This is a genomic window from Arthrobacter sp. LFS091 (genome assembly GCF_047977885.1).
Taxonomy (GTDB): Bacteria; Actinomycetota; Actinomycetes; order Actinomycetales; family Micrococcaceae; genus Arthrobacter.
In genome coordinates this window covers 46,231-70,679 of the sequence record NZ_JBFPFP010000005.1, presented here as the reverse complement: position 1 = coordinate 70,679, position 24,449 = coordinate 46,231, and the positions used below count along the sequence as shown (strand labels likewise).

The window sequence follows — 24,449 nt, the reverse complement described above, 5'->3', positions numbered from 1 at the left end:
GAGCAGGACGAAAGGCAACACCATGGTTAAGCAGTCCATTTTCGGTCGGATCTCGCAGCTGGCTAAGGCCAACATCAACGCCTTGCTCGACCAGGCAGAGGACCCGCAGAAAATGCTGGACCAGATGGTCCGCGACTACACGAACAACATTGCCGAGGCCGAGTCAGCTGTGGCGCAGACCATCGGCAACCTCAGGATGCTGCAGGCCGACTACAACGAGGACATCAAGAATGCCCAGGACTGGGGCAACAAAGCACTCGCTGCATCCCGCAAGGCCGACGAATACCGTGCTTCCGGCAACGCCGCGGATGCCCAGAAGTTCGACAACCTCGCCAAGGTGGCCATCCAGCGGCAGATGACTGCCGAATCAGAGGCACGGACGGCTGAGCCCAGCATCGCGTCCCAGACCGAGGTTGTGGACAAGCTCAAGACCGGGCTTGACCAGATGAAGAACAAGCTCAACCAGCTCACCGCCAAGCGCAACGAGCTCGTGGCACGCTCGAAGACAGCCGCTGCGCAGTCCCAGGTACACGACGCCCTCAAGAGCATCGACATCATGGACCCGACCAGCGAAGTAGGCCGCTTCGAAGAGAAGATCCGCCGCGAAGAGGCAAAGGTCCTCGGCCAGCAGGAACTCGCCAGCTCCAGCCTCGATGCCCAGTTCAACCAGTTGGAAGACCTGGGCGAACAGACCGAAATCGAAGCCCGGCTCGCGGCACTCAAGTCCGGCGGCGCCAAGCCGGCTATCGGCGCCGGCACCCCGGCCTCGAGCGGCTCGACCGTTGACGAAGCCGACTTCGACAAGCTCTAGATAGCCGCCGGCACGTTCACGCCGGCACCCTTACAAACCTTGAAGTGGGTGGGACCGGATACAGGTCCTACCCACTTTTTTGTTGCCTCTTTCGACTCCAGCACGGCAACTATCCACCAGGCTGCGGCTGGTCCTGGCCCGGGCTGGCATCCGTTGCCACTTCGGCCCGGATCTCAAAACCTTTCGGATGGAAGTACGTCACCGTGCATTCCAGAACCTCGCCGTGGGGTCCGAGCGTGGTCCGTTCCAAGCGCGGGACCATGGGGAATTCACGCACGTTCAGGGCGTCAGCGAGGTGCTCCGGGGGAGCATGCATGGTTACCGTGATTTCGGCCCGGTGCAGGGGCTTGAGGGTCCTGTCCTGGATGACCTGGTAAATCGAGTTCCGCTCCGCGTCGGCAAGACTGATGTGGCGTCCAATGTGCGACGGTATGAATATCTCAGCAATTGCATAAGGCCAGCCCGCGCTTGAATAGGAGCGGCGAATGACCAGAACAAGGTTGTCCTCGGAGACCAGCTTGGCCGGCACCGATTGATCCTTTTCCATCCACTTGTATTCGATGAGCCCTTTAACGGTCTTCATCCCCGCCGCAGTAAACGTCTCCATGAACGGTGCCAGGCGGTTGAGCATCTTGACCGGCCGCTGGGCCATCACGAACGTCCCCTTTCCCTGCCTGCGGATCAGGAGACCCTTGACCACGAGCTTCTCAATGGCTTTACGAACAGTAGTACGGCTGATCCCGTACTCATCCATGAGGGACTCTTCCGTTGGTATGCGGGAGCCCGGTTCCAAGCGGCTGACCTGTTCTGTCAGGACGTCGGCCACCTGCTGGTAGACAGCGACTGGGCTGTCCCGTTGAAGGATCCGACGATCGAGGCCAAGGTGGGGGTCTTCATTGACCAATGGGCCGTCTCCTCTGTTCTGGCAAAGTATGGCAACTATCAGACGCAAAGGAATTCCGTGCGCGGCCAATCGGCTTCGATGCTAGCATCGGCGGCCCGACCTGCCCTTAAAGCAAAAGATCCGGATCAGTAATACTGATCCGGATCTTTGTCCAGTTGCGGGGACAGGATTTGAACCTGTGACCTCTGGGTTATGAGCCCAGCGAGCTACCGAACTGCTCCACCCCGCGTCGCAAGAACAACTCTACCGCACCCGCGGTGCGGTTCTGACCAGTCGGGCCAGAAGGTGCCGGAGATCACCTCAACCCCTCCCCCAAACGGGTAGGACGTGAGAGAGCGTCACACCCAAGCGGGCGGGAGGTGAGAGAGCGTCACACCCAAAGGGGCGGGACAAGAGAGAGCGTCTCCCCCAAACGGGCGGGACGTGAGTGAGCGTTGGAGGCAGGCCTTTCAAGACAAAACAAAAGGTCCGGATCAGTGATGACTGATCCGGACCTTTTTCCAGTTGCGGGGACAGGATTTGAACCTGTGACCTCTGGGTTATGAGCCCAGCGAGCTACCGAACTGCTCCACCCCGCGTCGCAAGAACAACACTACCGTCCGGTGAACGGCAGACCAAATCCTGGCTACGTGATGTGCATCTCCCCCGCACGAGCGAGGGCCGGTACCGGCCTCCAGAAGGAGGCTGGCACCGGCCCTCGCCGAACGTGCCGCTCTTAGCTACTGGGCGAAGGCGACGGGGTCGCGCTCGGAGTAGCTCCCGGCGTCGTGGTTGGTGCTGGTGTGGCACCCAAACGGTTTTCTGCGTCCACGGCCTTCTTCAGCGCCTCGGAGAGCTTGGTCTGCTGTGCGCCGTATCCGGCGAAGTCGCCCTTGGCCAGGGCCGCCTGTCCGTCCTGGATGGCTTTGTTGGCCTCGTCCAAGGCCGCCTTCAGGTCAGCCTTGGCATCGCTGGGACCGGCCGGGGGCGTCGTGGTGCCCGGAGGGGTGGTTGGCGTTTGGCCATTGTTGGCGACGTCGCCGGCAGAAGCGCCGGAGTCTCCGCCGAACAGCTGGTTTAGTGCCGCATCCAGTGTGGGCGCGAAGCCGATCTTGTCGCCGAAGGCCACCAGGACACGCTGGAGCGTGGGATAGGACGTCTCACCAGTGGACTTCAGGTACACCGGCTGAACGTAGAGCAGACCGCCACCCACAGGCAGTGTCAGCAGGTTGCCGTTGAGCACATCCGAGGCACCCTGGCGCAGGAGGTTCAATGCCTGGGACACGGTGGGGTCCGAGTTGAACTTGTTCTGCGCCTGGCCCGGTCCCGGTACCTGGGTGTCGGTGGGAAGTTGCAGGAGCCGTAGCTGCCCGTAGCTGTCCGCCTTCACGCCCTTGACGTTTCCGGCGTCGGAGTCGGCCGCCAGGAATCCGTAAAGAATGTTCCTGGCACTGCCATTGACCGTCTGCGGAATGAACGAGGACGTCAGCTGGAAGGCAGGTTTGTTCTGGTCCGGCATCTGCAGCGACATGTAGAACGGTGGCTGCTTGACGGCTTCCGAAACGGTGGGATCGTTCGGGACGCTCCAGGCATCGTTGTTCTGGTAGAAGCTATCCGGATCCGTGACGTGGTACCGGCCAAGCAGTTCACGCTGGACCTTGAAAAGGTCCTCCGGGTAGCGGACGTGGCTCATGAGGTCGCCCGACATCTCAGAGAAGGGCTTGATGACCGTGGGGAAGACTTTCTGCCATGCCTTCAGGATGGGATCCTTGTCGTCCCAGGCATAGAGATTCACGGAGCCGTCGTAGGCGTCCACGGTTGCCTTGACCGAGTTGCGGATGTAGTTCACCGAGCTGTTGGGCAGCGCGACGGTACGCCCGGCGTTGGTCTGGGAATCAGCGGTGGCATTCTGCAGCTGCTGTGGTTGGGAGTACGGGAAGTACTGGCTGGTGGTGTAGCCGTCAACGATCCATTTGACCCTGCCATCAACGACCGCCGGGTAGGCGTTGCCATCCACGGTCAGGTAGGGGGCCAGCTTCTCGACGCGTTCACGGGGGTTGCGGTCATAGAGAATCTGGGATTCCGCATTGACACCATCCGAGAGCAGCAGATCAGAGGACTGGAACTTGATGGAGTAGAGGATCCGGTTGAGCCAGTTGCCCACGTTCGGGCCGCCGTTGCCATTGAAGGTGTACTGCGTTTCACCCCCGCCTTCGCGGCCAACGGGCCGGTCCTGCTCGCGGTTCGGGGCACCGTCCGGGGCTCCCACGATGGAGTATTCCGGCGAGTTTTCGCCGAAGTAGATGCGCGGCTCGTACGAGGTGTCGTTGCCGAGGACGCCATTGGATGGGATGCCTGACTGAAGGAAATCCGGTTTGCCGTCGGGGGTGAACTTATTGCCCTTCGCAGCAACGACGCCATATCCGTGCGTGTAGACAATGTGCCTGTTGACCCACGTCTGCTGGTTGGCGCTCAGGCCGTCAGGGTTCAGCTCACGAACCGCGATCACGGTGTCCTGCACCTTGCCGTCAACCACGTAGCGGTCGACGTTGAGTGTCTGCGGGAACTGGTAATAAGGACGGAACTGTTCCAGCTGCGCAAACGCCGATGAGATCAGGTTCGGATCCAGGAGGCGGATGTTTGCAGTCGTTTGGGCGTCGGCGGCCAGCGCACCGGACGTAGCGTTGGTGGTGGCGTTGTAAGCCGACACATCAACCTTGTCCAGGCCGTATGCCGAACGGGTCATCTTGATATTGCGGTCAATGAAGTCTTTTTCCAGGGTGTTTTCCGAAGGACGCACCTGGAACTGCTGGATGACCCACGGGTAAACGCCACCGGCCAGGATCGCGGTGATGACCAACATCGCCGTACCGATGACCGGCAGGCGCCAGCGTCCGATGATTGCGGCGATGATGAAGAGGATCGCCACGAGTGCAGCGGCAACGGCAAGGATGGCCTTGGTGGGAACCACCGCGTTGACGTCCGTGTAGAGGGCACCGGCCCAGCGGCCCGAATTGCTTTGGACGGTGGTGTACCTGTCCAGCCAGAAGTTGATACCCAGGAGAACCAGGAAAATCGCACCTGTCACGGCAATGTGGATCTGGGCAGCGCGGCTGGTGAAGATTCCGCGCTCCATGAGCCGGATGCTGCCGTAAAGGTAATGAGTCAGGATGCCCGCGATACCAGCCACGACGGCGATGCTGATGAGGAATCCGGTGACGAATCCCAAGAACGGCAACGTCATCAGGTAGAAGCTGATGTCGATGTTGAACAGTGGATCTGTCTGGCCGAACGGTTCCTGGTTGAAGAACAACAGGGCCTTTTGCCATTGGCTGGCGGCCGCACTGCCGGCGAAGAGCCCGAACAGGATAGGCAGGCCAATCATGACCACCCGGCGCACCGGCTCAAGCTGCGCCTGGTAGCGGTTCAGGTTATCCCTGGACTCGGCATCGGGAGCGTAAACGGGCCTGGACCTGTACGCAATCCGGATGGCAAAGAACACGGCTGCGAACATCATCGCGAAACCAATGAGGAAGGTAATGATCCGGGCAAGGTTTTCGCGCAGATAAACTTCGAAGAAGCCGAGCTGCTGGTACCAAAGGACGTCAGTCCAGACATTGGCGAAGAAAATGAACCCGACGACGGCCACTGCCACGACAATAAGCGTCGGCGTCAGGGCACCTCGTCTCAGCGGTGATCTTCCGGGCGGGTTGGAGCTGGCGGGACGGGACAAACTCTGTACCTCATTGGTGTCAGTGAACAGTCGGTGTGCGAGTGATTGACATTCTCTGCCGCTGGGATATGGCGGAGGCCGTCATATATGCCACGAGTGGCAGTAAAGCTAAGTTCCACCGTCAGTCTAGTTGTTTGTGCAGGTGGGAAGGCCCGCCGTGTCTTGTCCCGACGCAAGCCGTTCCACTGCGGAGGTGGCATCGGCAAGCGTGTCGACCTTGACCACCTGCAAACCGTCGGGAACGTGGCCTACGACATCGGCGCAATTGGCGGCGGGGGCAAGGAACATCGTGGCCCCGTGGCTGCGCGCTCCGATCATCTTCTGTGCGATGCCGCCGATCGGCCCCACAGCACCGTCGGCGTTGATGGTTCCGGTGCCTGCGACATGCTTTCCACCCGTGAGGTCGCCGGGTGTAAGACTGTCCACGATCCCCAGGGCAAACATCATTCCGGCGCTCGGCCCGCCGACGTTATCCAAGGAAATCCGGACATCGAAAGGGAACGTGAAATCGCTGGCGAGCAGCACACCCAACACGTAGCGTCCGGCGTCGTTCTTGGTTGGCGTGACGGTTTCGGTCACCTGTGTGCCTTTCCGGTCAACGACGACGGCGGCAGGGGCTCCCGCCGCAGCAGCCAGTTCCGCCTGGATCACGCTCATCGACGTGATGGACTTGCCGTTGATGGAGATCAGCCGGTCACCCTCCTGGATCTTCCCTGTCGACGGCGACGGGTCGGACAAGCCGGCCACCGTCAGCCGCTGTTCAAACGGGATATCCAGCTCCCGCAACGCCGCTGCCACAGCATTCTCCTGGGACGTCTCCATGGCGATTTCGCCCTGCTGGACCGTCTGCTCCGCGGTGGTGCCCTTGGGGTAGATGAGTTCCTCGGGATAAATGGCTTTGGAAGGGTCGACCCACGCACGGAAGACATCGAAGATGGTGGCGGGGCTCTTCGGGCCGCCTGTCATGACCACGGTCGTCAGGTCCAGGTTGCCACTGGCGGGGAAAGACTCATGGCCGGAGATGGTGATCACCGGCTTGTCGCCGTCTTTACCCAACGTATTGAAGGTAGGACCGGCTGACTCAATAACGTACGGAACGGGCAGTGCTGCTGCGCCGACACCAAGACCCACGGCCACCAGGCCGGAAATGACCATGACCATGAACCGGTTGTCGCGAGCAGGTGCTGGTGGCACGGAGGAGGGATCGGCGTCGTGCACTTGACGCGGGTCCAATGAGCCCTCGGGGCTGGGCGAAGTAAGCATTGGGACCTCTCTATGCCGGTATTGCATTCCGGTGACATGGCTCGGCCGCCGGAGTCGACGGCAGCATATATACCAAACATCAACAGTACGCGTTCAGCCGTTGTGGCACTGCTTTGCCTACAGCGAACGACGCCCCGTCCGGGCAGACAGCGTTGGACCCGCGCGGTACGGTGAAAGAGATCACCAGCCAGTTCGACGATCGGCGGCACCATGACTTCCAACCCCAACAATCCGTCCAATGACGACGAGAATCCCCAGGATCCGCTGGCAGAAATGCTCCAGAACCTGATGGGCGGGCAGGGCATGGGCAACATCGATCCCGCCGAGCTGGCCAAGGCTGCGGGGCTGCCCAACGATCCCCAGCTCCTTCAGCAGATGTTCGCGCAAGTCCAGGCCATGATGAGCTCTTCCTCCGATGGCCCGGTCAACTGGCAGCTTGCCCACGAGAATGCGCGGCGCGTTGCGGCTACTGGCAGTGACCCTTCGGTCAGCGCCCACCAAGCAAAGGAAATCGACGAAGCTCTTCGGCTCGCGGAGCTTTGGCTCGATCCCGTCACAGATCTTTCCGCCACGGGCCTCATTGGCCGTGCCTGGTCCCGTGCCGAATGGGTTGAAGCCACCCTGGGCACATGGAAGCGACTGACGGAGCCGGTGGCGAACAGCATTGCCAATGCCCTGTCCAACGCACTCACCCAGCAGATGCCCGAGGAAATGAAGTCCATGATGGGCGGCGCCTCCTCCATGCTGCAAAACATGGGCGGGGCGATCTTCGGCATGCAGCTGGGACAGGCCATCGGTGCGCTCTCCGCCGAAGTGGTCAGCTCCACGGACATCGGAGTTCCGCTGGCCGACCTTGAAATGGCTTTGCTGCCGGCCAACGTCACGAAGTTCGGTGAAGGCCTCAGCCTCCCCGAGAACGATGTCCGGCTCTTCCTCGCCGTCCGCGAAGCGGCACACGCTCGCCTGTTCGTGCAGGTTCCGTGGCTGCGCGGCCATCTCCTCGGCGCCATTGAGGCGTACGCCCGTGGCATCCACATCGATATGTCGCGTATTGAAGACCTGGCCCGGGACCTGGATCCGAGCAACCCCGAAGGAATCCAGGAAGCCCTGTCCCAGGGAGTCTTCACGCCCGAACGCACTCCTGTTCAGACGGCCGCACTTGAAAAGCTCGAAACGGCACTCGCCCTCGTCGAAGGCTGGGTGGATGAACTGACTGCAGAAGCCACCGCCAACGTTTTGCCATCAGCGACGGCACTGCGCGAAACGGTCCGCCGCCGCCGGGCGACGGGCGGCCCCGCGGAGCACGCTTTCTCGTCCCTGGTTGGCTTGGAACTGCGTCCCCGCCGACTCCGGGAAGCTGCGACCCTTTGGGCAACGCTGAAGGAAGAACGCGGAATCGCCGGCCGCGACGCCATCTGGCACCACCCCGACTTGCTGCCGACTGGTGACGACCTGGACGACCCCAAGGGATTCTCCGAGCGGCGCCGACTTGCCGAGGCCAGCGACAGCGAGGTGGACGACGCCCTGCAGAAGCTGCTCAACGGCGGATACGACACCGATGGGCAGGAAGCACAGGACTCCAAGGGGGAGTCAACGGAGGACGAGCCGGAGTCGGACGACACGGACCCGCAGTCGCCGAACAAGTAGGCAGTATCCAATAGTGGCCGTCCCTGCCGGGGCGGCCACTGTTGCCTTAAAGGCTCTTGGTGAATCAGCAGCCGTCGCTTGCCGTATCAGCGCCGTCGCTGCTGTCCGTATCGGGCGGCAGCCCCCGGGACGTAGCGAAAGCTACGCCTTCCAGGAAAGCCTTGGCCCGCTGCGTTTCGGGATAGGCCTCCACCAGTCGCCAGAAGGCTGCGTTGTGTCCGGCGACGAGCAGGTGGGCGAGCTCGTGCACCAGGACGTAGTCGATAACCCACTGCGGCATGGGCTGGAGCTTGTTCGAAAGCCTGATGCTGCCATCCGCAGGAGTAGCCGAACCCCAACGTGAGTTTTGGTTTCCAACCCAGCGGACCGACGTCGGAACGGCCCGTCCGCCAAGATAGGTCCGCGAAAGATGCGCGGCATGACTGGCCAGTGCTTGGTCCGTCGCAGGACGGCGCCTGCCCGAACCTCCTTGGCGCTCCCCCTGCTTCTTGAGTTTGGACAGCATGCGCCCCACCCATTCGCGTTCCTGGGACGCGGTGAAGCTCGCCGGAATGGCCACCACGGCATTGCCGTCTTCCCAGAAGGCAGCTACCGTCCTGCGCCTGCGGGCCGATCTCCTCACGACCACCGGCGCACCATCTTCAGTCACCATAGGGGTGCCCGCGGCAGAGGAGGCAGGGCGCGCCATCAGAGCTCAGTGCTCTCAGCGAGCACAGCCAAAACGGCCTCACCGTATCGCTCAAGTTTGGACGGGCCAATGCCCGCCAAACCAGCCAACTCTTCCAGGGACGAAGGGCGCGCCTCGGCAATCGCCGTCAGCGTCGCATCGGTGAAAACGACGTACGCGGGCACGTCTGCCGACTGTGCCTCTTCCTTGCGCCATTGCCGCAAGGCATCGAAAGTCTGTTCCTCATACGTGGGAGGACATTGGCTGCAACGCCCGATTTTGCGCTCAGCGCCGGTGGCCAGCATGCTCCCGCACACCCTGCACGACGCCGGGGCAGCAGCCTTGCGCCGCGCCGGACCCGACTTGCTGCGTGCATTGGCCGAAGCCACCGAATCCGGACGGAGTCCATCCAAAAAGCGCGAGGGTTTCCGGTTGGCCCGGCCACCCGGAGTACGCGCCGTGGACCACGACATCGTGAGGTGCTCACGGGCACGGGTGATGCCCACGTACAGCAAGCGACGCTCTTCGTCCACGTCCTCCGGGGTGTCAGCGAAGGAAATCGGCATGAGGCCTTCACTCAGGCCCACCAGGAAAACGGCATCCCATTCAAGGCCCTTGGCCGCGTGGAGGGAGGCCAACGTCACGCCTTGGACGGTGGGAGCATGCTGGGCCACCGACCGTTCCTGGAGCTCGTTGACAAATTCGGCCAGGGTGAAGGACTCCCCCCGGCTCACGGCAAGTTCGTCGGCCAACGCGACCAATGCGGCCAAGGACTCCCACCGCTCACGGAGCGCTCCCCCGTTGTGTGGGGGCGCATCCGTGTAACCGAGCGAAGCCACGATATCCCGCACCACCTGGCCCAGGGCTTCCTGGGGACCCTCGGCTACGGCACGGGTAGCGGCACGCAACTGCAGGATTGCATCCCGGACTTCTTTCCGCGCAAAGAACCGCTCGCCACCACGAAGCTGGTAGCCAATGCCGGCTGAGGCCAGGGCTTGTTCGTAGGCCTCGGACTGACCGTTGGTCCTGAAGAGAATGGCTATTTCACTGGCCTTGACCCCGGTATTGAGCAACTCCTGGATTCGGCCAGCCACGACGGCTGCTTCCGCTTCGTCGTCCGGACACTCCATGAACCGCGGTTCCGGTCCTGAGGGTCGCTGCGCGATGAGCTGCAGCGGCGGAGCCCAGGCAGCGTCAGCCGCGGGTCCCCCGCTGCGCCGGGAGCCAAGAAGCTCATTAGCCAACTTCACTACCTGCGGAGTGGACCTGTAATCCCGGACGAGCTTAACGACGGTAGCGCCCGGGAACTTCGCCTTGAATCCGAGCAAATGCTTCGGAGAAGCGCCGGTGAAGGAGTAGATGGTCTGGCTGGCGTCGCCCACCACGCAGAGTTCATCCCGTCCCCCGAGCCACAGGTCCAGGAGCCGTTGCTGGAGGGGAGAAACGTCCTGGTACTCATCCACGACGAAATGGCGGTATTGCTCGCGGACAGTGGCGGCCACCTTCGGGTCTTCCTGAAGGATCCCGACAGTAATGAGAAGAACGTCTTCGAAGTCAATGACGTTGCGGTCCGTCTTAATATCCTCGTACGCCTGGAACACCCTCGAGACTGCCGTCAGGTCGAAGCCCCCCGGGGTTCCCCTGCCTTGGGCGTTCTCCAGGTAATTCGCGGGCGTCAACATGGACACTTTGGCCCATTCGATTTCCGCAGCCAGATCCCTGATGGAGGCACGGTCTGTGCTGAGGCGGAGCCTGCGGGAAGCCTCGGCGATCATGTTGGCTTTGTGGTCCAACAGGCTTGGCAACGTACCACCGATGGCCTGGGGCCAAAAGAACTGCAACTGCCGCAGGGCAGCGGCATGGAAGGTGCGAGCCTGGACGATGGCCACACCGAGATCCCGAAGGCGGCTTCGCATTTCCGCGGCGGCCCTGGCAGTGAACGTCACAGCCAACAGCCGCTGGGGGCTGTATACCCCCGAGTGCACTCCGTAGGCTATACGGTGCGTGATGGCCCGCGTCTTGCCGGTGCCCGCCCCGGCAAGGACACAGAGTGGACCCGTCAAGGTACTGGCTACTTCGCGCTGCTCTTCATCCAAGCCGCCGAGGATGCGTTCCTCAAGCGATGCGCTGGCGTCGAAAAGTTCCGCTGTCACGGCTGGAGGTCTTCGATGACGCCGCCGTACCAGTGCTCGATCAGGGAACGTGCGATGGAAAGGCGAGTTGAGATGGTGATTTCACCACTTAGCACCGCTTCCTGGAGCTCCTCACGGCTGAACCACCGCGCGCGGGTAACCTCGACGCCGTCGGGCCGCGCCACGGCGTCGTCCGTTGTTGCCGTGAAGCCCAACATGAGCGAGGCGGGAAAAGGCCAGGACTGCGATCCGAGGTACTGGCAGGCGGTTACACGGACGCCCACTTCTTCCCCGATCTCACGCACAACGGCCTGTTCCAAGGACTCGCCCGGCTCCACGAATCCGGCAAGGGTGGAGTAGTTCCTGGCATCCGCGGGTCCACCTCCGCCCAGGAGCAGGCGACCGTCGGGGCCTACGACAGTGACGATGATGGCGGGATCAGTGCGGGGATAGTGCTCCGAGTTGTCCTTCGGGCACCGCCGGACCCACCCGCCGGCTTCGATGTCAGTGGGATTACCGCACTTGGGGCAGTGGGTGTGGTTTGCGTGCCAGTTGGAAATGGCGCTGGCCTCGATGAACAAGGCGGTGTCGACGGCGCCCAGCCGTGCTGCGACCTCGCGGAAACCTGCCCACTGGACATCCGAAGGCACCGTCAAGGTGCCCGGTGCTGGCGGTTGATTGACTGTGAACAGCAGAACGGGAGTGCCTTCTGCCACAGACGACGGTGTGAGGGTTGTGCCGAGGTAGATGGCCGTGACGTCACCGGCGTCGGAGTCTTTGAGGGCATTCCACAGCGTCGTGGCGTCAGCAAACCACAGGCCGTCCGCGGTGACCAGCGCCTTGCGCTCCGAAATCACCATGGCCCGGGCACTACCGGAGGAGATGAGTTCCTCGACCATGCCAGGTTTCATACGCGCCGCCGAGCCCCGGTCCACCATCGCCGGGCGCACCGGCAAGACTGTGTCCATCAGGTGGTTGGCCAGTGCCGGGGACTCCGTATAACTCATGTATCTACCGTACTGACTCGTACCGACAAAAAACATTTGAAGGGGCCCTACCTTGTGGACACCGCGACACTATGCCGTTTGAACGACGTATTCTTCCTTGTTTTACTGCGGATCTGAAGACTCGCCGCGCTGCATCATGGCCTGAGGCCGCACTCAATCTACCGTGGAACACGTGAGAAGAACACCGCTCGAACTGGCCGCTATAGCAACCGCGGCGGTGCCTGGATTGGCACCGACGGCTACAGCCTATTCCCCCGACGACGACGCCGATTTTGACTCGGCGCTGTTGCTCGATGCGGAAGGCAAGCGCTGGCGCGTCCGTTCGCCGCGCCATCCGGAAGCCAGCACCCGGTTGGAGACGGAGTTCATGGTGCTCCGCGCCTTCGCGCCCGCTATCCGGGCGGAGCTTCCGTTCCATGTCCCCACCATCGCGGGCACAGTACGCCAGGGGGCGCTCACCACCTTCGTTTACGCCCACCTTCAGGGCGCGATGCTGTCCATAGAGGAAATCTCAGCCGGAACTCCGGCGTTGGCCCGTGAAGTCGGTGCCGCCTTGGCAGCCATCCACGACCTGCCTCTGACGCTGGTCACCAACGCAGACCTCCCGAGCTACTCGGCCAACGAATTCCGGCAGCGCAAGCTCAACGAACTCGACCAGGCCGCCACCACCGGCAAGATCCCGGCAACGCTGCTTCGCCGCTGGGAACACGCACTCGAAGATGTTGCCCTCTGGCGGTTCAACACCTCAGTAGTGCACGGCGATCTTCACGAAGACAACCTCATGGTCCAGGATGACGCCGTGACCGCGGTGACAGGCTGGACGGACCTTCGCATTGGCGATCCGGCCGACGATTTTGCCTGGCTGGTGGCCTCCAACGAATCCTCATTCGTCCAAGCGGTCCTGAGCCACTACACACAGGCGCGCCGCGAGACTCCCGACAACCACCTTCTTCGCCGTGCTGCCCTGCTGGCCGAGTTTGCCCTGGCCCAATACTTGGTGAAGGCCATGGCCGCCGGACACCAAAGCATGACAGCCGAGGCGGAGTCCATGCTCCAAACCCTTGCCAACGACATCGAAGAGCAAGCCCGGCGCGACGAAGCGGCCCAAGCCGCCGAAAACGAGGCTGCAGCGCACGACCTCGCAGTCGCGGCCGCCTCGCAGCCGGCTGTCAGCGTCGTAGCGATTCCCGACGTCGGACCAGCCGTTTCGGTGGCCGCCATCCCCCCAGCCGCCGAACCGGCCGGCGCAACACAGGTGGGGTCTTCGAACGAAGAAGGCGAACCGGGCGGCACCGACGACGGGAACGAATCCGGCTCAGGCACCCTGGCCGACCACGATGAAACCTCAACGGCCGCCATCAACGTTGTCAACGTGACACCACTGCATTCGGTGGACCGTTCTTAGGCCTCAGGCACTGTTCTTCAAAGCACGTTCAATAATCTCCTCCAGTTCTTCGGCCGTGCCCAGATCATGTGGCCTCACCACGGAGTCGTCCACCACGTAGTAGAAAGCGGCACTGACGTCGTCCAGGGGAACTCCTTGCAATCGTGCCCAGGCGAGCCGGTACACGGCGAGCTGAACTGCGCGCGACGCCAACTGTTGGCCTGATGGACGGCGGCCGGTCTTCCAGTCAATGAGCTGCCAACGCCCATCAGAGTCACGGAAGACAGCGTCGATGCGACCACGGACCACGACGTCGCCGATGCGGGTTTCCACCGGAACTTCCACGAATGCGGGGGCACGATGGGCCCACTCTGACTGTTTGAACGCCGACACCATCTCGTCCAGGCCGTAGGCCTCGTCGATGTGGGCGTCCGAACCCGGTGCCTCGTCAAGGTCCAACATGCCGGTTGAGCCGAAGTACTCCTCCACCCAAGCATGGAAGGCCGTACCCTTGCGGGCTGAGATTCCAGGTTCCCGGGGCACGGGCCTGCGGAGTTGGGACAGGACAGCTGTCGGATCGGATCCGAGGTCCACGAACAGCGATGCAGAGATGTGGCTGGGCAGGTGGACGTCCTGGACTGATGAACGCATCCGCTGGCGGTCCAGCAGGAGTTCGGCCTCCTGGGACCATCGTGCGGCCATGCCACTCAGATCATCGGAGGCCTCGCTGGAGCTGTGTCCTTCCATAAAGCCGCGAACCAACGCCGCTGCTTGGTCCATGGCAGCCCGACGCCCGGGAACCAGCCTGAGACGCGCGCCGGTCCGGGGATCGGACGGTCCCTCCAGAGGATCATAGGGGAACTGTGCCACTTCCAAAGTTGCGGTCAACGGGCTTTCCTCCGGTAACGCTTCCTCGGCCACGGATTCGGCATGGATGACTGCTTGTGCCGTCCTGCGGGCGATACCCGGTTCCCGGCCTTCCCCGTCCACACCGTCCAATCCGGTGAGCGGGGCCAGTTCTGACAGGAAACCCGACATGGAGGCCATCCCCGAGCGGGAGCCGTTCCAAGCTGCGCTGGAGGCCCACAAGACAAATTTGGCCCGGGTGTAGGCCACATACGCCAGCCTGCGTTCCTCTGCCTCACCGTGATGCTGGACCTCGGACTTGAAATCCTTCTCTGCGTCCAGCCACCCTTTCTGGTCCGGCTGGTCAAGGTCCCACTGCGGGAGGTCTGCGCGGTCCCCCCGCAATGGCCACGGCAATGCAGCAGCTCCGCTGCTCCATCGGGAATCCCGGTTGCTGGGGAACGAACCGGCATTGAGCCCGGGAACAAAGACAACGTCCCATTCCAGTCCTTTGGAGGCATGGACTGTCAGCAACTGCACGGCTTCCCTGTTGGTCTCCACCGGAGCGACGTCCAAACCGCCCTCTTCTGATGCGGCCGCTTCCAGCCAGGACAGGAACGCCAAAAGGTCGATGCGCTGCGACGTCTGCAGGAACCCGGCCGCGGCGTCCTGGAACGCATCCAGGTTGCGGCGGGCCTGGTGAATGCTGATTCCCGGTTTGGCTGCCACTTCGATGTCCAGGAGCATCGCCCGTTCCACTTCGCCCAGGAGCGTGGTGAGGTCGTCGCCAATGTAGCTCCTAAGGAAGCGAAGTTCAGAGGCAAGCCTGGCCAGGCGTTCCAAACCGGCCTCGCTCAAGCTCCTTCCGTGCCCCGAAGTCCAGCCGGGCTTGGGCAGGAAGTCCAGGGCCTCCACCAGGCTTGCGGCATCGGTGATATCGCTCTCAACCACCACCGCTGCCGGCTCCTCATTGGCATCGATGGGATCCGGGTGGGAGTCCGGGGCAGACCGGCGACGGGCCAGCGAACGCGACCAATCGCTGAAAGCCATCAAGTCCGCCGGACCAATGCGCCAACGTGCTCCGGCCAGCAACCTCATCAGGGCATCAGAACGCCCAGGGTCTGCCAGCACCCGCAGGGTGGCGACCAAATCCACTATCTCCGGCGTGTCCAGCAGGCCTCCGAGGCCCACGATTTCATACGGGATCCCTTGCAGCTCGAACTCGCGGCGAAGGCACTCCATCTGGGCGCGTCGCCGGCACAGCACCGCCATCGTCGGCCTGACCGGCGTACCGTCCCCCTCCTCTTCGAAGACCGTCCGCTGGTAGCGCCGGACATCGCGGGCAATGACAGCGGCTTCATCCTCATCGGTGCTGAAACGCCCAATCACCACCTTCCCGTCAACGGCCGCCGGGCTGGGAACCAAAGGCGGGACCGAGACACCGGAGGCTGAGTCCTTCTCCCCTGCCGGCCCACCCATGACCGCTGCCTTGTTCAAGGGCGCTGCGATGGTATTGGCCGCTTCCAAAATGTTCCGACCGTTGCGCCAGGCCGTAGTCAGGTACGACGTGGGAGCCACGGAGTACGTTTCAGTCCCGCCAGCCGTGTCGATATGCCTGACGGGAAACTCCTGCACGAAATGGAAGAGCTGTCCTGCCGAAGCACCGCGGAAACCATAGATCGACTGGTTCGGGTCGCCCACTGCGGTGACAGCGTGGCCCTGTCCAAACAGTCGCGAGAACAGGACGAGCTGCGCATGCGAGGTGTCTTGGAATTCGTCCAGGAGCACCACCTTGTAACGGGCACGTTCGGTGGTGGCGGCAAGGGGGATGTCGCTGGCGATCCTCGCGGCGAGAGCCACAAGGTCGCCGAAATCGAGGACACCCCGCTGCCGCTTTGCCTCCTGGTATCGGACCACCATGTCAGCGACACTGGCACGGGTCCTGAGCATCGACGCCAGCTCGCCGGCGGCCTGGGTGGGGTTCTTCTTGGCACCGGCTACGTAAGGAAGCTCTTCGAAGGTGTGGACACGTTCAAGGACCCATTCCCGGACCGCGGCCGGGTCCTGAAGGTGCTCGGCACACTCCCCCGCCAGCTGGATGACGGCGTTGACCAGGGTTGACTTGGCCGCGGTGAAGTGTTCGTAGTCGCCGTCGTAGGCCTCGACGACTTCACTGGCGAGCTGCCAGGACTGGGCGCCGCCCAACAGGACAACGTCGCGTTCAATACCCAGCCTCAGGCCGTAGTCGGAGACGATGCCGCTTGCGTAGGAGTGGTAAGTGGAGACCTTGGGTTCGAGGTCGTCTGTGCCCATCAACCCTTCCGGGAAACCAAGGCTGCCGTCGTCTTCGGTTGCAATGCGCTGCAGCGTGGCCAGTTTGCTCCGGATGCGGCTGGCAAGCTCCCCTGCGGCCTTCCGGGTGAAAGTGACGCCAAGGACTTCCTCAGGGCGCACCCAGCCGTTGGCCACGAGCCACACAACGCGGTCCGCCATGGTGGCAGTCTTTCCGGAACCGGCTCCAGCGATGACCAGGCGTGGAGTGAGGGACGATGCAATGATGGCGGCTTGTTCGTCCGTGGGGTGGTTCTTTTCACCCAAAACCCCAGCCAGTTGCGAGGGTGTGAACCGGGGCTCAGGAACGTCCTCCGCGCCCGGACTGCTGGCGGCAGAACCAGCCAGGAGCTCGATTGTCATTCGGTGACCTGCTTTCCTCTGGCACACAACGGGCAGATATCGGGGAGACGGCACCCATGGCCGCCGTGGCCGCTTTTGCTGGGGTCGTGCCGGGCTTCGAAAGTCGCCGCAGCCATGAGCCCAGCCGCCTCATTGACCAGGCCCTCGGCCCAGTTATCGGCAGGGTCAAGCGGCTCCTGCTGCTGCACGGCGGGGCTCTTGGCCTTGGTGCCGAGCTGGGCCAGCACCGCTCCGCCCGGGACTGCGGCGTCCGCCGGTCCGGCGTCGGGCGTTTCCGTACCGGTTACGGCGTCCCGGAAGGCACCTTGAAGGACGGCAGCCTGGTAAGCACCGAGCTGGGGGTGCCTGGCAACTTCGGCTTTACCGGGCTGGCGTTTTCCGGTCTTGAGGTCCACGACGACCAGCCGGCCCCCGGAATCGATCTCCAGACGGTCCACCTGACCTCGGAGGACTGCGTGCCGCGTGTTCCCGGCCCCGGGCTCGTCCACGCCAAGGTCATCCACGTGGACATCGGGAAGCTGGACTTCAAAATCATGCTCGACGGCCAGCAGGCTCCTTCCCTCGCTGCGCATGAGGAGCACATACTGGGCCAGCTTACGGACCATGAGTTCGGCCCTCTGGAAGTCCAGTTTGCCCTCCCAGTTGTCTTTCATGCCAAGGGTGGGCCAGCGTCTGACCAGCTCTGCGACGTACTCGGAGCCGGAGGCATCGGGCAGCTCCTGGGCGATGCTGTGCACCAGCGTTCCCAGGCTGCGCGCGAAATCCGTAGCTGCCTCTCCTCCAGCGGCCTGGACAAACCAATCCAGGGGTGACTTGTGGACAGCTTCGACTTTCGAGGGCGAGACGGACACTGTGCCCCCGGGCGGCACCACGGCAGCTTCAGAGCTCAGTGGTGCCAGCCCCCACCAGGTGTCCGGGTGGGCGCCCGCGACAGACGGTTCCGTGCTGGCGAGGCGGGCAAGTACCCGTGCAGCCTCCCGTGCGGTTTCCCGCCCCCCGGGACCGGACTCGCCTGCCTGTGCATGCTGCCGCAACTCCGCGACGAGTGCACGCAGGGTCATGGGACGGTCCACGGGCGTGTACTCGCGCCGGTATTCGCCGCCGGCCAGCGGTGCCACGTAGTCCAGGAACGCCGAGGGCTGTTCGTCCTCGGAAGACACGGCAGTGCAAATAAGGACCTCGCGGGCACGCGAGACTGCCGTAGAAAAGCTCCTCAGCTCGTCGTAGCGGATGTCGCGGAGGCGGCTCAAGGGTCCACGTGCCAGGGCATAGTCCACCCCATGCTCCACGGCGTCGGCGTACACGGTGCTGCCGAGCAGTTCACCACGCAAACGGGTGTTGGGCCATACACCTTCCTGAAGGCCTGCAACGATCACCACCGGCCATTCCTTGCCTGCAGCGCTGGCCGGGGTCATGATCTCAACGCAGGCCTCCAACTGCGCGCGGGCCGCGAGGGTGTCCATGGGAAGTTCCTGGTTCATTAAATAGTCCAGGAACTGTTCGGGACCGGAGCCCGGCAACTGGTCCACGAACCGTTCCGCCGTGTGGAACAGCGCCATCATGGCATCCAGGTCGCGGTCAGCGCGCGCCCCGGCGGTGCCGCCCTCAAGCGCTGCTTCCGCCCACCGGGATGACAATCCCGTGGCTTGCCATAGGGCCCACAGCACGGATTCGGCGTTCGCGCCAGGCTGTCCTGCGGCCGCGGCCCCCGCCGAAAACATCCGTGCCAGCCGACGTGCCGAGCTGCCTTCAATTCCCAGTGAAGCCAAAGCGCCTGGCTGAAGCAACGCCTCCACGAGCAAAGCGTCACTTGACCGCCCTCCGCCGCCGAGCAGTTCCTCGCGGCGCAACGACTGCCGCAGTCTGCGCAGTTCGATAGCGGTGGCGCCGCCGATCCGGGAGGTGAGGAGGGAAACTGCTGTCTCGGGGGTGAGTTTGGCGGGGTCCAGGACAATCGCGAAGGCCTCCAATAGAGGACGGACTGCCACTTCGTCGCGGACGGCCGAGTCCGCCACAGGAACCCGCACCGGGATCCCCTGGCCGCCCAGGTAGCGCTGCAATTGCGAGATCTGCCCGCCGTTGCGAACAATCACCGCGATATCGCTGAACTCCCGCCCCTCACGGAGCTGCGCTTCAAGGATGCGTTGGGCTACGTATCGCATTTCGTGGACGGCGGAGGGAAGCACATGACCTTCCACGCGGCCCTCCCCTGCCCCGTTATCCTGCCCGGAAACAGAGTCGGCCGGTTGTTCCATTCGCCGTGCGAGCTGACCGCCGGACCGCTGTGAAATGCGGGCGGCGACCCGCGTCCAGGCTTCGGCTACCGCCGGCGTATGCCGGTGGGTGACGCCCAGGGGAAGTTCCACGATGTCCTGATTGGCGCCGCCCAGCAGGGATGGCAGCTCAGCTACGAGGTCCGGCCGCGCACCCCGGAAACCCTGCACGACGGTATCCGGGGAATACGTCACCACAACATCCTTGCCCTCCGCCACATCGGCGAGGAGCTCGAACACGGCAGGGTTGGATTCCTGGGCGTCGTCCACGAGGATGAGCTGGAGCCGGTCCCTTTCGGCGGCCAGGAACGACGGTGAGTCCTGGAAAATCTGCCGTGCCGTCGTGATGATTCCAGCGGGGTCGAAGGCCTCGGGCATTCGCAGGTCCAGGATATCCCTGTACTCGCTGTACAGCTCTGCCGCCGCCATCCAGTCCGGCCGGCCACATTCATAGGCCAGGCCAACCAGGTCTTCGGCAGTTCGGCCCGATTCGATGATGCGGTCGAACAACTGCCGGATCTCGTGGCGGAAACCGCGGGTGGGCAGCGCAGCCGTAAGATCCTCGGGCCAGGGCAGATGGAAACCGGGACGCGCATGGCCTTCCAGCAGCTCTTTGATGATGAGGTCCTGTTCGGGGCCGGACAGGAGCTTGGGCGGCCGGGCCAGCGGAAGGATGCCTTCTGCTTTGGCGCGCCGGATGACATCGAAGGCGTACGAAGCCCACGTCCGTGCCGGCGTCGTGCTGAGGCTACGGTCCAGTCGACCCGTGAAGGTGTCCCGCAGGCCAGCGGCCGCGTGCCGTGCCGGGGCAAGGATGAGGATGCTGCCCGGATCCAGGCCATCCTCGCGAACCCGGCGGACAGCCGATTCAATGAGGACTGTGGACTTGCCCGTTCCCGGACCGCCTGGGACGAGTACGGGGCCACTTCCCTGTGGAAGCGAAACCACGGCCTGCTGGTCCGGGGATAGAACAGGTGCCGCGTAGTGGGTCTCGCGCGGCGGCAGCAGGCGGAGCGTTGCCGAAGCTTGGCGGGTTTTGGTGGGTGTCGCGGTCACACAGTCATTTCATCATCGGGCACCGACAAAATATGGAGTTGACGCTCCAACTGGTCCGAGATCACATCAAGTTGATCAAATTCCGCATCGGTTGGTGCCCAACGCGCGGCGGCCAAGTCCACGCGCCACCGGCCCTCGCCCGTGAGCAGGAAAGCCTGGTACGCACCATGAAGAGGGGTGGATTCGGCCAGGTAGTGCCGCAGGGCATCGGCTTCGTGCCCGGCAGGCGCCTCGCCGCTGGCCCGCAGCACCCTCCACCACGCCACGGGACTGCCGTAATGGCTCATGACGGAGCCGACCTGCCGTGGACCACCGGCGCCCAGCAGCTCGGCGACGTCACCATAGGACACTGCCGAGCCGGACGGAACGAGGTCCACAACGGCCAGCACCGCCGTCACATACTCCATCCGCATGTGTTCAGCGTAACGGCAGGAGTGTCGTGCCCAAATAGTGTCGGAGCCAGCCGGTAGCTTGAAGACATGAGCTCCTGGAACACCCTCTCCCGCGCCGCCTTCGACCTCGAGACCACCGGGAAAAACTCCCGGTCAGCGCGGATCGTCACCGCATCCATCACGGTGGTGGATGAACGCGGGGAGCTCATCGCCGAGCATGAATGGCTGGCGGATCCGGGTGTGGAGATTCCTGCCGAGGCCAGCGAGGTCCACGGCGTGACCACCGAAAAGGCGCGGGCCGAGGGGCGCCCCGCCGCAGAGGTCACCCGCGAGGTAGCCGCAGTTCTTCAGGGACTTTTCGACGACGGCACTCCGGTCATCGCTTTCAACGCCAGTTACGATTTCACGGTCCTCGCGGCGGAATCCGCCCGCTACGGCGTCCCTCAACTGACGCGCTTCCCCGTACTCGATCCCTACATCATGAACAAGCAGGTTGACCGTTACCGGAAGGGCAAGCGGACCCTGACCGCCCTGTGCGAGGAATACGGGGTTGACCTCGACAATGCCCACACGTCAGCTGCGGATGCCCTGGCAACCTTGAGGGTGCTGGACGCCATGGCCGGCAAGTTTCCCAAGCTGCAGATGCCGGCATCCACGCTCCACCAGTTGCAGGTGGACTGGGCGGCCTCGCAGGCGGCTGATTTCCAGCAGTATCTCCGCCGCAGCAAGCCGACGGCCGTCATCGAGGGCGAATGGCCCGTCCTTCCGCCCGAGGACGCCAGCAGAGGCGGCTTCTAGCGACGCGCCGCGCACGCGGAACTGTCCCCTGCGGATTACGTTCTGCGACGCAAGTCACACCTGAATTCAGGAACCCCCATCAGGCCTGTATTAGTGCGCGGATTCAACGACTTCGCCCAACCGTTGAATAGTCCAAGGAGCAACGCACTCCTGGTAGGAACTATATTCGGCTAAACCGAGCGTAGGCACCCACTTATTCGATTCACTGACGCCTGGGGCCCTGGTGACATAATTAAGTTTTGGCGGGTTGAAGTCTGCTAGGGCAGCCAACTTTCGTTTCGCTGCCGTTTTCCCCGCCCACCGCGATACGTCTCCGTGACTCGATGAAAGTGATTTCTTCATGAAATTCAAAGCCCCTAAGTGGCTGTCTGTCGCCCCTGTGGCCGCAGCCCTGGTGATTTCCCTGGCAGCATGCGGCGGTGGATCCTCCACCCCGAGCGGCACCCCCACCGACGCCCTCGCCGGCAGCGACCAGAAGAGTCTGGACTCCTTCACCACCGCTGACGTCACCCCCTTGGACAAGATCGACAAGTCCAAGCTCGGCCTCATCACTGACGGCACCCTTCGCGTGGGCACCCTCTCCGACGCCCCGCCCAACATCTTCATTGATCCTTCCGGCAAGTTCACCGGCTACGACAATGAACTGCTGCGCGCCATCGGCGACAAGCTGGGCCTCAAGGTCGAATTCGCATCGACTGACTTCTCAGCACTGCTCTCCCAGGTGGGCAACAAGCAGTTCGACGTCGGATCCTCCTCGATCTCCACCACGGACGCCCGCCGCAAGACGGTCGGTTTCACCAACGGTTACGACTTTGGCTACATGGCCGTCGTCACCAAGAAGGATTCCAAGGTCACCGGCTTCGGCGATATCAAGGAAGGCCTGCGCGTCGGCGTTGTCCAGGGCACCGTCCAGGATGACTACATGACCAACACGCTCAAGATCGAGCCTGTCCGTTTCCCTGACTACAACACGGTCTACGGCAACGTAAAGAACGGCCAGATCGACGCTTGGGTGGCCCCGTCACAGCAGGCAGAAGGCCAGGTCAAGGAAGGCGACAACACCAAGATCGCCGAAAAGGTTGTCAACACCCAGAACTTCACCGCGTACGCAGTGAACAAAGACAACAAGCCCCTGATCGATGCCCTGAACTCCGGCTTGGACGCTGTGATCGCCGATGGCACCTGGACCAAGCTCACGGCAGAGTGGTACAAGGACCGTCCGACTGCTGCTGAGCAGACCCCCCAGGGCTGGAAGCCGGGCAGCAAGGCCGTCCAGATCCCCGCCAAGTAACCCGGACGTTCCATGGATATCCTCAACCAACTGGCCCAAAGCTTCTTTGACTGGAAGGCGATAGGCGAAGTCCTTCCCAAGATGTTCGCCGTCGGCTTGCCCAACACCATCGTGCTGGCTGTCGTCTCCGGCGTCATCGGGACAGCGCTCGGGATGCTGCTCGCCCTGATGGGGATTTCCCGGAACGCAGCGGCACGGTGGATAGCCCGCATCTACACGGATATTCTCCGCGGGCTTCCACCGGTGCTGACCATTCTGGTGATCGGATTCGGGTTCGGCCCGATTGTTCGTGAACTCACAGGCTCAACCAGCCCGTACCCCATGGCCATTGCGGCGCTGTCCCTGATGTCTGGTGCCTACATCGGTGAGATCTTCCGATCCGGCATCCAGAGCGTGGACAAGGGTCAGCTGGAGGCTACCCGTGCCCTCGGGTTCAGCTACGGTTCCTCCATGCGCCTGGTTGTGGTCCCACAGGGTATCCGCCGCGTACTCCCGGCCCTGGTCAACCAGTTCATCGCTTTGATCAAGGAATCGTCGCTGGTCTTCATGCTGGGCCTCCTGGCAACCGAGCGTGAGATCTTCCAGATCGGCAAGGACGCGGCGGCGAACACCGGCAACCTGTCCCCCTATGTAGCTGCCGCCATCTTCTACTTGGCACTGACCATTCCGCTCACCCACTTCGTGAACTGGATTGATGGCCGGATGCGGACCGGCCGGCCGGAGAAGAAGGAACCGGACGAAGCAGCAGCCGTCGTTGGAAAAGGAGCCCAAGCATGAGTGAATTCGTTTCAGGCACATTGACGGCCAAGAACATCCACTTGTCCTTCGGCAGCAACCACGTCCTGCGTGGCATCGACCTGCACGTTGAGAAGGGCACCACCGCCTCGGTGATCGGTCCTTCGGGTTCGGGCAAGTCGACGCTGCTTCGCGTCATGAACCGGCTCATCGAGCCGGACCAGGGCGACATCCTGCTTGACGGGCGCTCGGTTCTCAAGGACAACCCTGATGAGCTGCGCCGCCGGATCGGCATGGTCTTCCAGCAATTCAACCTGTTCCCGCACAAGACGGTTGCAGAGAACATCTCCCTGGCACTGCGCAAACTCCGTGGCATGTCCAAGGAGCAGGCGCGGCACGAGGCCCTGAACCAGCTGGACCTGGTGGGTTTGAAACACAAAGCGGACTCCCGGCCAGCCAACCTCTCAGGTGGCCAGCAGCAGCGTGTGGCTATTGCCCGCGCGCTGGCCATGAAGCCGGAAGTGATGTTCTTCGACGAGGCAACATCTGCGTTGGACCCGGAGCTGGTCAAGGGCGTCCTGGCCCTCATGACGGACCTGGCCAAGGGTGGCATGACCATGGTGGTGGTGACCCACGAGATGGGCTTCTCCCGCAACGTTTCCGACGTGGTGACCTTCATGGATGCCGGTGTGGTCGTGGAGTCGGGCCCGCCCGAGCAACTGTTCACGGATCCGCGCACGGAGCGCCTCCAGGGCTTCCTTTCGGACGTACTTTAGAAGCCAAGCCACAGGAAACCCCGCTTTGCGTGCCCCCTCGGGGCTGCACGAGGCGGGGTTT

At 63.1% G+C, this 24,449-nt stretch carries 16 protein-coding genes and 2 tRNA genes; 7 read left to right on the top strand and 11 right to left on the bottom strand.

The genetic code is table 11. The features are described 5' to 3' along the window. Positions 1 to 22: 22 nt before the first annotated feature. Entirely contained in the window at positions 23 to 811 is a 789-nt protein-coding gene (locus ACNQOP_RS10595) for a PspA/IM30 family protein (RefSeq protein WP_235520643.1), read from the top strand. 109 nt (positions 812 to 920) lie between these two features. Here the strand turns inward: ACNQOP_RS10595 and ACNQOP_RS10590 are convergent, their stop codons facing one another. From ACNQOP_RS10590 to ACNQOP_RS10570, 5 genes are all read right to left on the bottom strand, one after another. Further along, positions 921 to 1,715 (bottom strand): GntR family transcriptional regulator, encoded by a 795-nt coding sequence (locus ACNQOP_RS10590; RefSeq protein WP_284986897.1) that lies wholly within the window; start codon positions 1,713 to 1,715, stop codon positions 921 to 923. A gap of 155 nt (positions 1,716 to 1,870) precedes the next feature. Then, positions 1,871 to 1,944, bottom strand: a tRNA-Met gene (locus ACNQOP_RS10585). A 275-nt stretch (positions 1,945 to 2,219) separates the two neighbouring features. Continuing rightward, positions 2,220 to 2,293 (bottom strand) — tRNA-Met (locus ACNQOP_RS10580). A 137-nt stretch (positions 2,294 to 2,430) separates the two neighbouring features. After that, the gene (locus ACNQOP_RS10575; protein ID WP_416404430.1) at positions 2,431 to 5,427 is read right to left on the bottom strand and encodes a UPF0182 family protein; all 2,997 of its coding nucleotides are present in this window, start codon (positions 5,425 to 5,427) and stop codon (positions 2,431 to 2,433) included. 126 nt (positions 5,428 to 5,553) lie between these two features. Beyond that, positions 5,554 to 6,690 carry a PDZ domain-containing protein gene (locus tag ACNQOP_RS10570; RefSeq protein ID WP_284986593.1) on the bottom strand — a complete coding sequence of 379 codons (1,137 nt, stop codon included), beginning with the start codon at positions 6,688 to 6,690 and terminating at the stop codon, positions 5,554 to 5,556. A gap of 210 nt (positions 6,691 to 6,900) precedes the next feature. Here ACNQOP_RS10570 and ACNQOP_RS10565 point away from each other — a divergent pair, with 210 nt between their 5' ends. Beyond that, a complete protein-coding gene (locus tag ACNQOP_RS10565) occupies positions 6,901 to 8,337 on the top strand; it encodes a zinc-dependent metalloprotease (RefSeq protein ID WP_416404429.1) in 1,437 nt (478 codons plus the stop codon). Positions 8,338 to 8,401: 64 nt separating this feature from the next. On the opposite strand, the gene ACNQOP_RS10560 is transcribed toward ACNQOP_RS10565, so the two are convergent. From ACNQOP_RS10560 to nudC, 3 genes are read right to left on the bottom strand one after another with little or no spacing between them, the layout of a single operon-like run. Then, positions 8,402 to 9,025 (bottom strand): M48 family metallopeptidase, encoded by a 624-nt coding sequence (locus tag ACNQOP_RS10560; RefSeq protein WP_284986590.1) that lies wholly within the window; start codon positions 9,023 to 9,025, stop codon positions 8,402 to 8,404. After that, complete coding sequence (locus ACNQOP_RS10555; RefSeq protein WP_416404428.1) at positions 9,025 to 11,157, bottom strand: ATP-dependent DNA helicase UvrD2; 2,133 nt, start codon at positions 11,155 to 11,157, stop codon at positions 9,025 to 9,027. Before ACNQOP_RS10555 ends, ACNQOP_RS10560 begins: the two co-directional genes overlap by 1 nt. After that, positions 11,154 to 12,143, bottom strand: a complete 990-nt coding sequence (gene nudC / locus ACNQOP_RS10550; protein WP_416404427.1) for an NAD(+) diphosphatase — start codon at positions 12,141 to 12,143, stop codon at positions 11,154 to 11,156. Before nudC ends, ACNQOP_RS10555 begins: the two co-directional genes overlap by 4 nt. A 172-nt stretch (positions 12,144 to 12,315) precedes the next feature. On the opposite strand from nudC, the gene ACNQOP_RS10545 reads away from it, so the two are divergent. Further along, a complete protein-coding gene (locus tag ACNQOP_RS10545) occupies positions 12,316 to 13,548 on the top strand; it encodes a macrolide 2'-phosphotransferase (RefSeq protein WP_416404426.1) in 1,233 nt (410 codons plus the stop codon). 3 nt (positions 13,549 to 13,551) lie between these two features. Here the strand turns inward: ACNQOP_RS10545 and ACNQOP_RS10540 are convergent, their stop codons facing one another. The 3 genes from ACNQOP_RS10540 to ACNQOP_RS10530 are packed head-to-tail and all read right to left on the bottom strand — an operon-like array spanning position 13,552 to position 20,809. Further along, positions 13,552 to 17,067 carry an ATP-dependent helicase gene (locus ACNQOP_RS10540; RefSeq protein ID WP_416404425.1) on the bottom strand — a complete coding sequence of 1,172 codons (3,516 nt, stop codon included), beginning with the start codon at positions 17,065 to 17,067 and terminating at the stop codon, positions 13,552 to 13,554. Next, positions 17,064 to 20,396 (bottom strand): ATP-dependent helicase, encoded by a 3,333-nt coding sequence (locus tag ACNQOP_RS10535; RefSeq protein WP_416404424.1) that lies wholly within the window; start codon positions 20,394 to 20,396, stop codon positions 17,064 to 17,066. The genes ACNQOP_RS10540 and ACNQOP_RS10535 overlap by 4 nt, the downstream gene beginning before the upstream one ends. Beyond that, complete coding sequence (locus ACNQOP_RS10530; protein WP_257369245.1) at positions 20,393 to 20,809, bottom strand: MGMT family protein; 417 nt, start codon at positions 20,807 to 20,809, stop codon at positions 20,393 to 20,395. Before ACNQOP_RS10530 ends, ACNQOP_RS10535 begins: the two co-directional genes overlap by 4 nt. A gap of 66 nt (positions 20,810 to 20,875) precedes the next feature. Here ACNQOP_RS10530 and ACNQOP_RS10525 point away from each other — a divergent pair, with 66 nt between their 5' ends. The 4 genes from ACNQOP_RS10525 to ACNQOP_RS10510 all read left to right on the top strand — a co-directional run bounded on the left by ACNQOP_RS10525 (position 20,876) and on the right by ACNQOP_RS10510 (position 24,388). Further along, positions 20,876 to 21,586: a 3'-5' exonuclease gene (locus ACNQOP_RS10525; RefSeq protein ID WP_416404423.1), complete on the top strand. Its 711-nt coding sequence runs from the start codon at positions 20,876 to 20,878 to the stop codon at positions 21,584 to 21,586. Positions 21,587 to 21,926: 340 nt separating this feature from the next. Then, a complete protein-coding gene (locus ACNQOP_RS10520; protein WP_235520656.1) occupies positions 21,927 to 22,877 on the top strand; it encodes an ABC transporter substrate-binding protein in 951 nt (316 codons plus the stop codon). 12 nt (positions 22,878 to 22,889) lie between these two features. Then, positions 22,890 to 23,654: an amino acid ABC transporter permease gene (locus ACNQOP_RS10515; RefSeq protein ID WP_416404422.1), complete on the top strand. Its 765-nt coding sequence runs from the start codon at positions 22,890 to 22,892 to the stop codon at positions 23,652 to 23,654. Continuing rightward, a complete protein-coding gene (locus ACNQOP_RS10510) occupies positions 23,651 to 24,388 on the top strand; it encodes an amino acid ABC transporter ATP-binding protein (RefSeq protein ID WP_416404421.1) in 738 nt (245 codons plus the stop codon). The genes ACNQOP_RS10515 and ACNQOP_RS10510 overlap by 4 nt, the downstream gene beginning before the upstream one ends. Positions 24,389 to 24,449 lie beyond the last annotated feature (61 nt).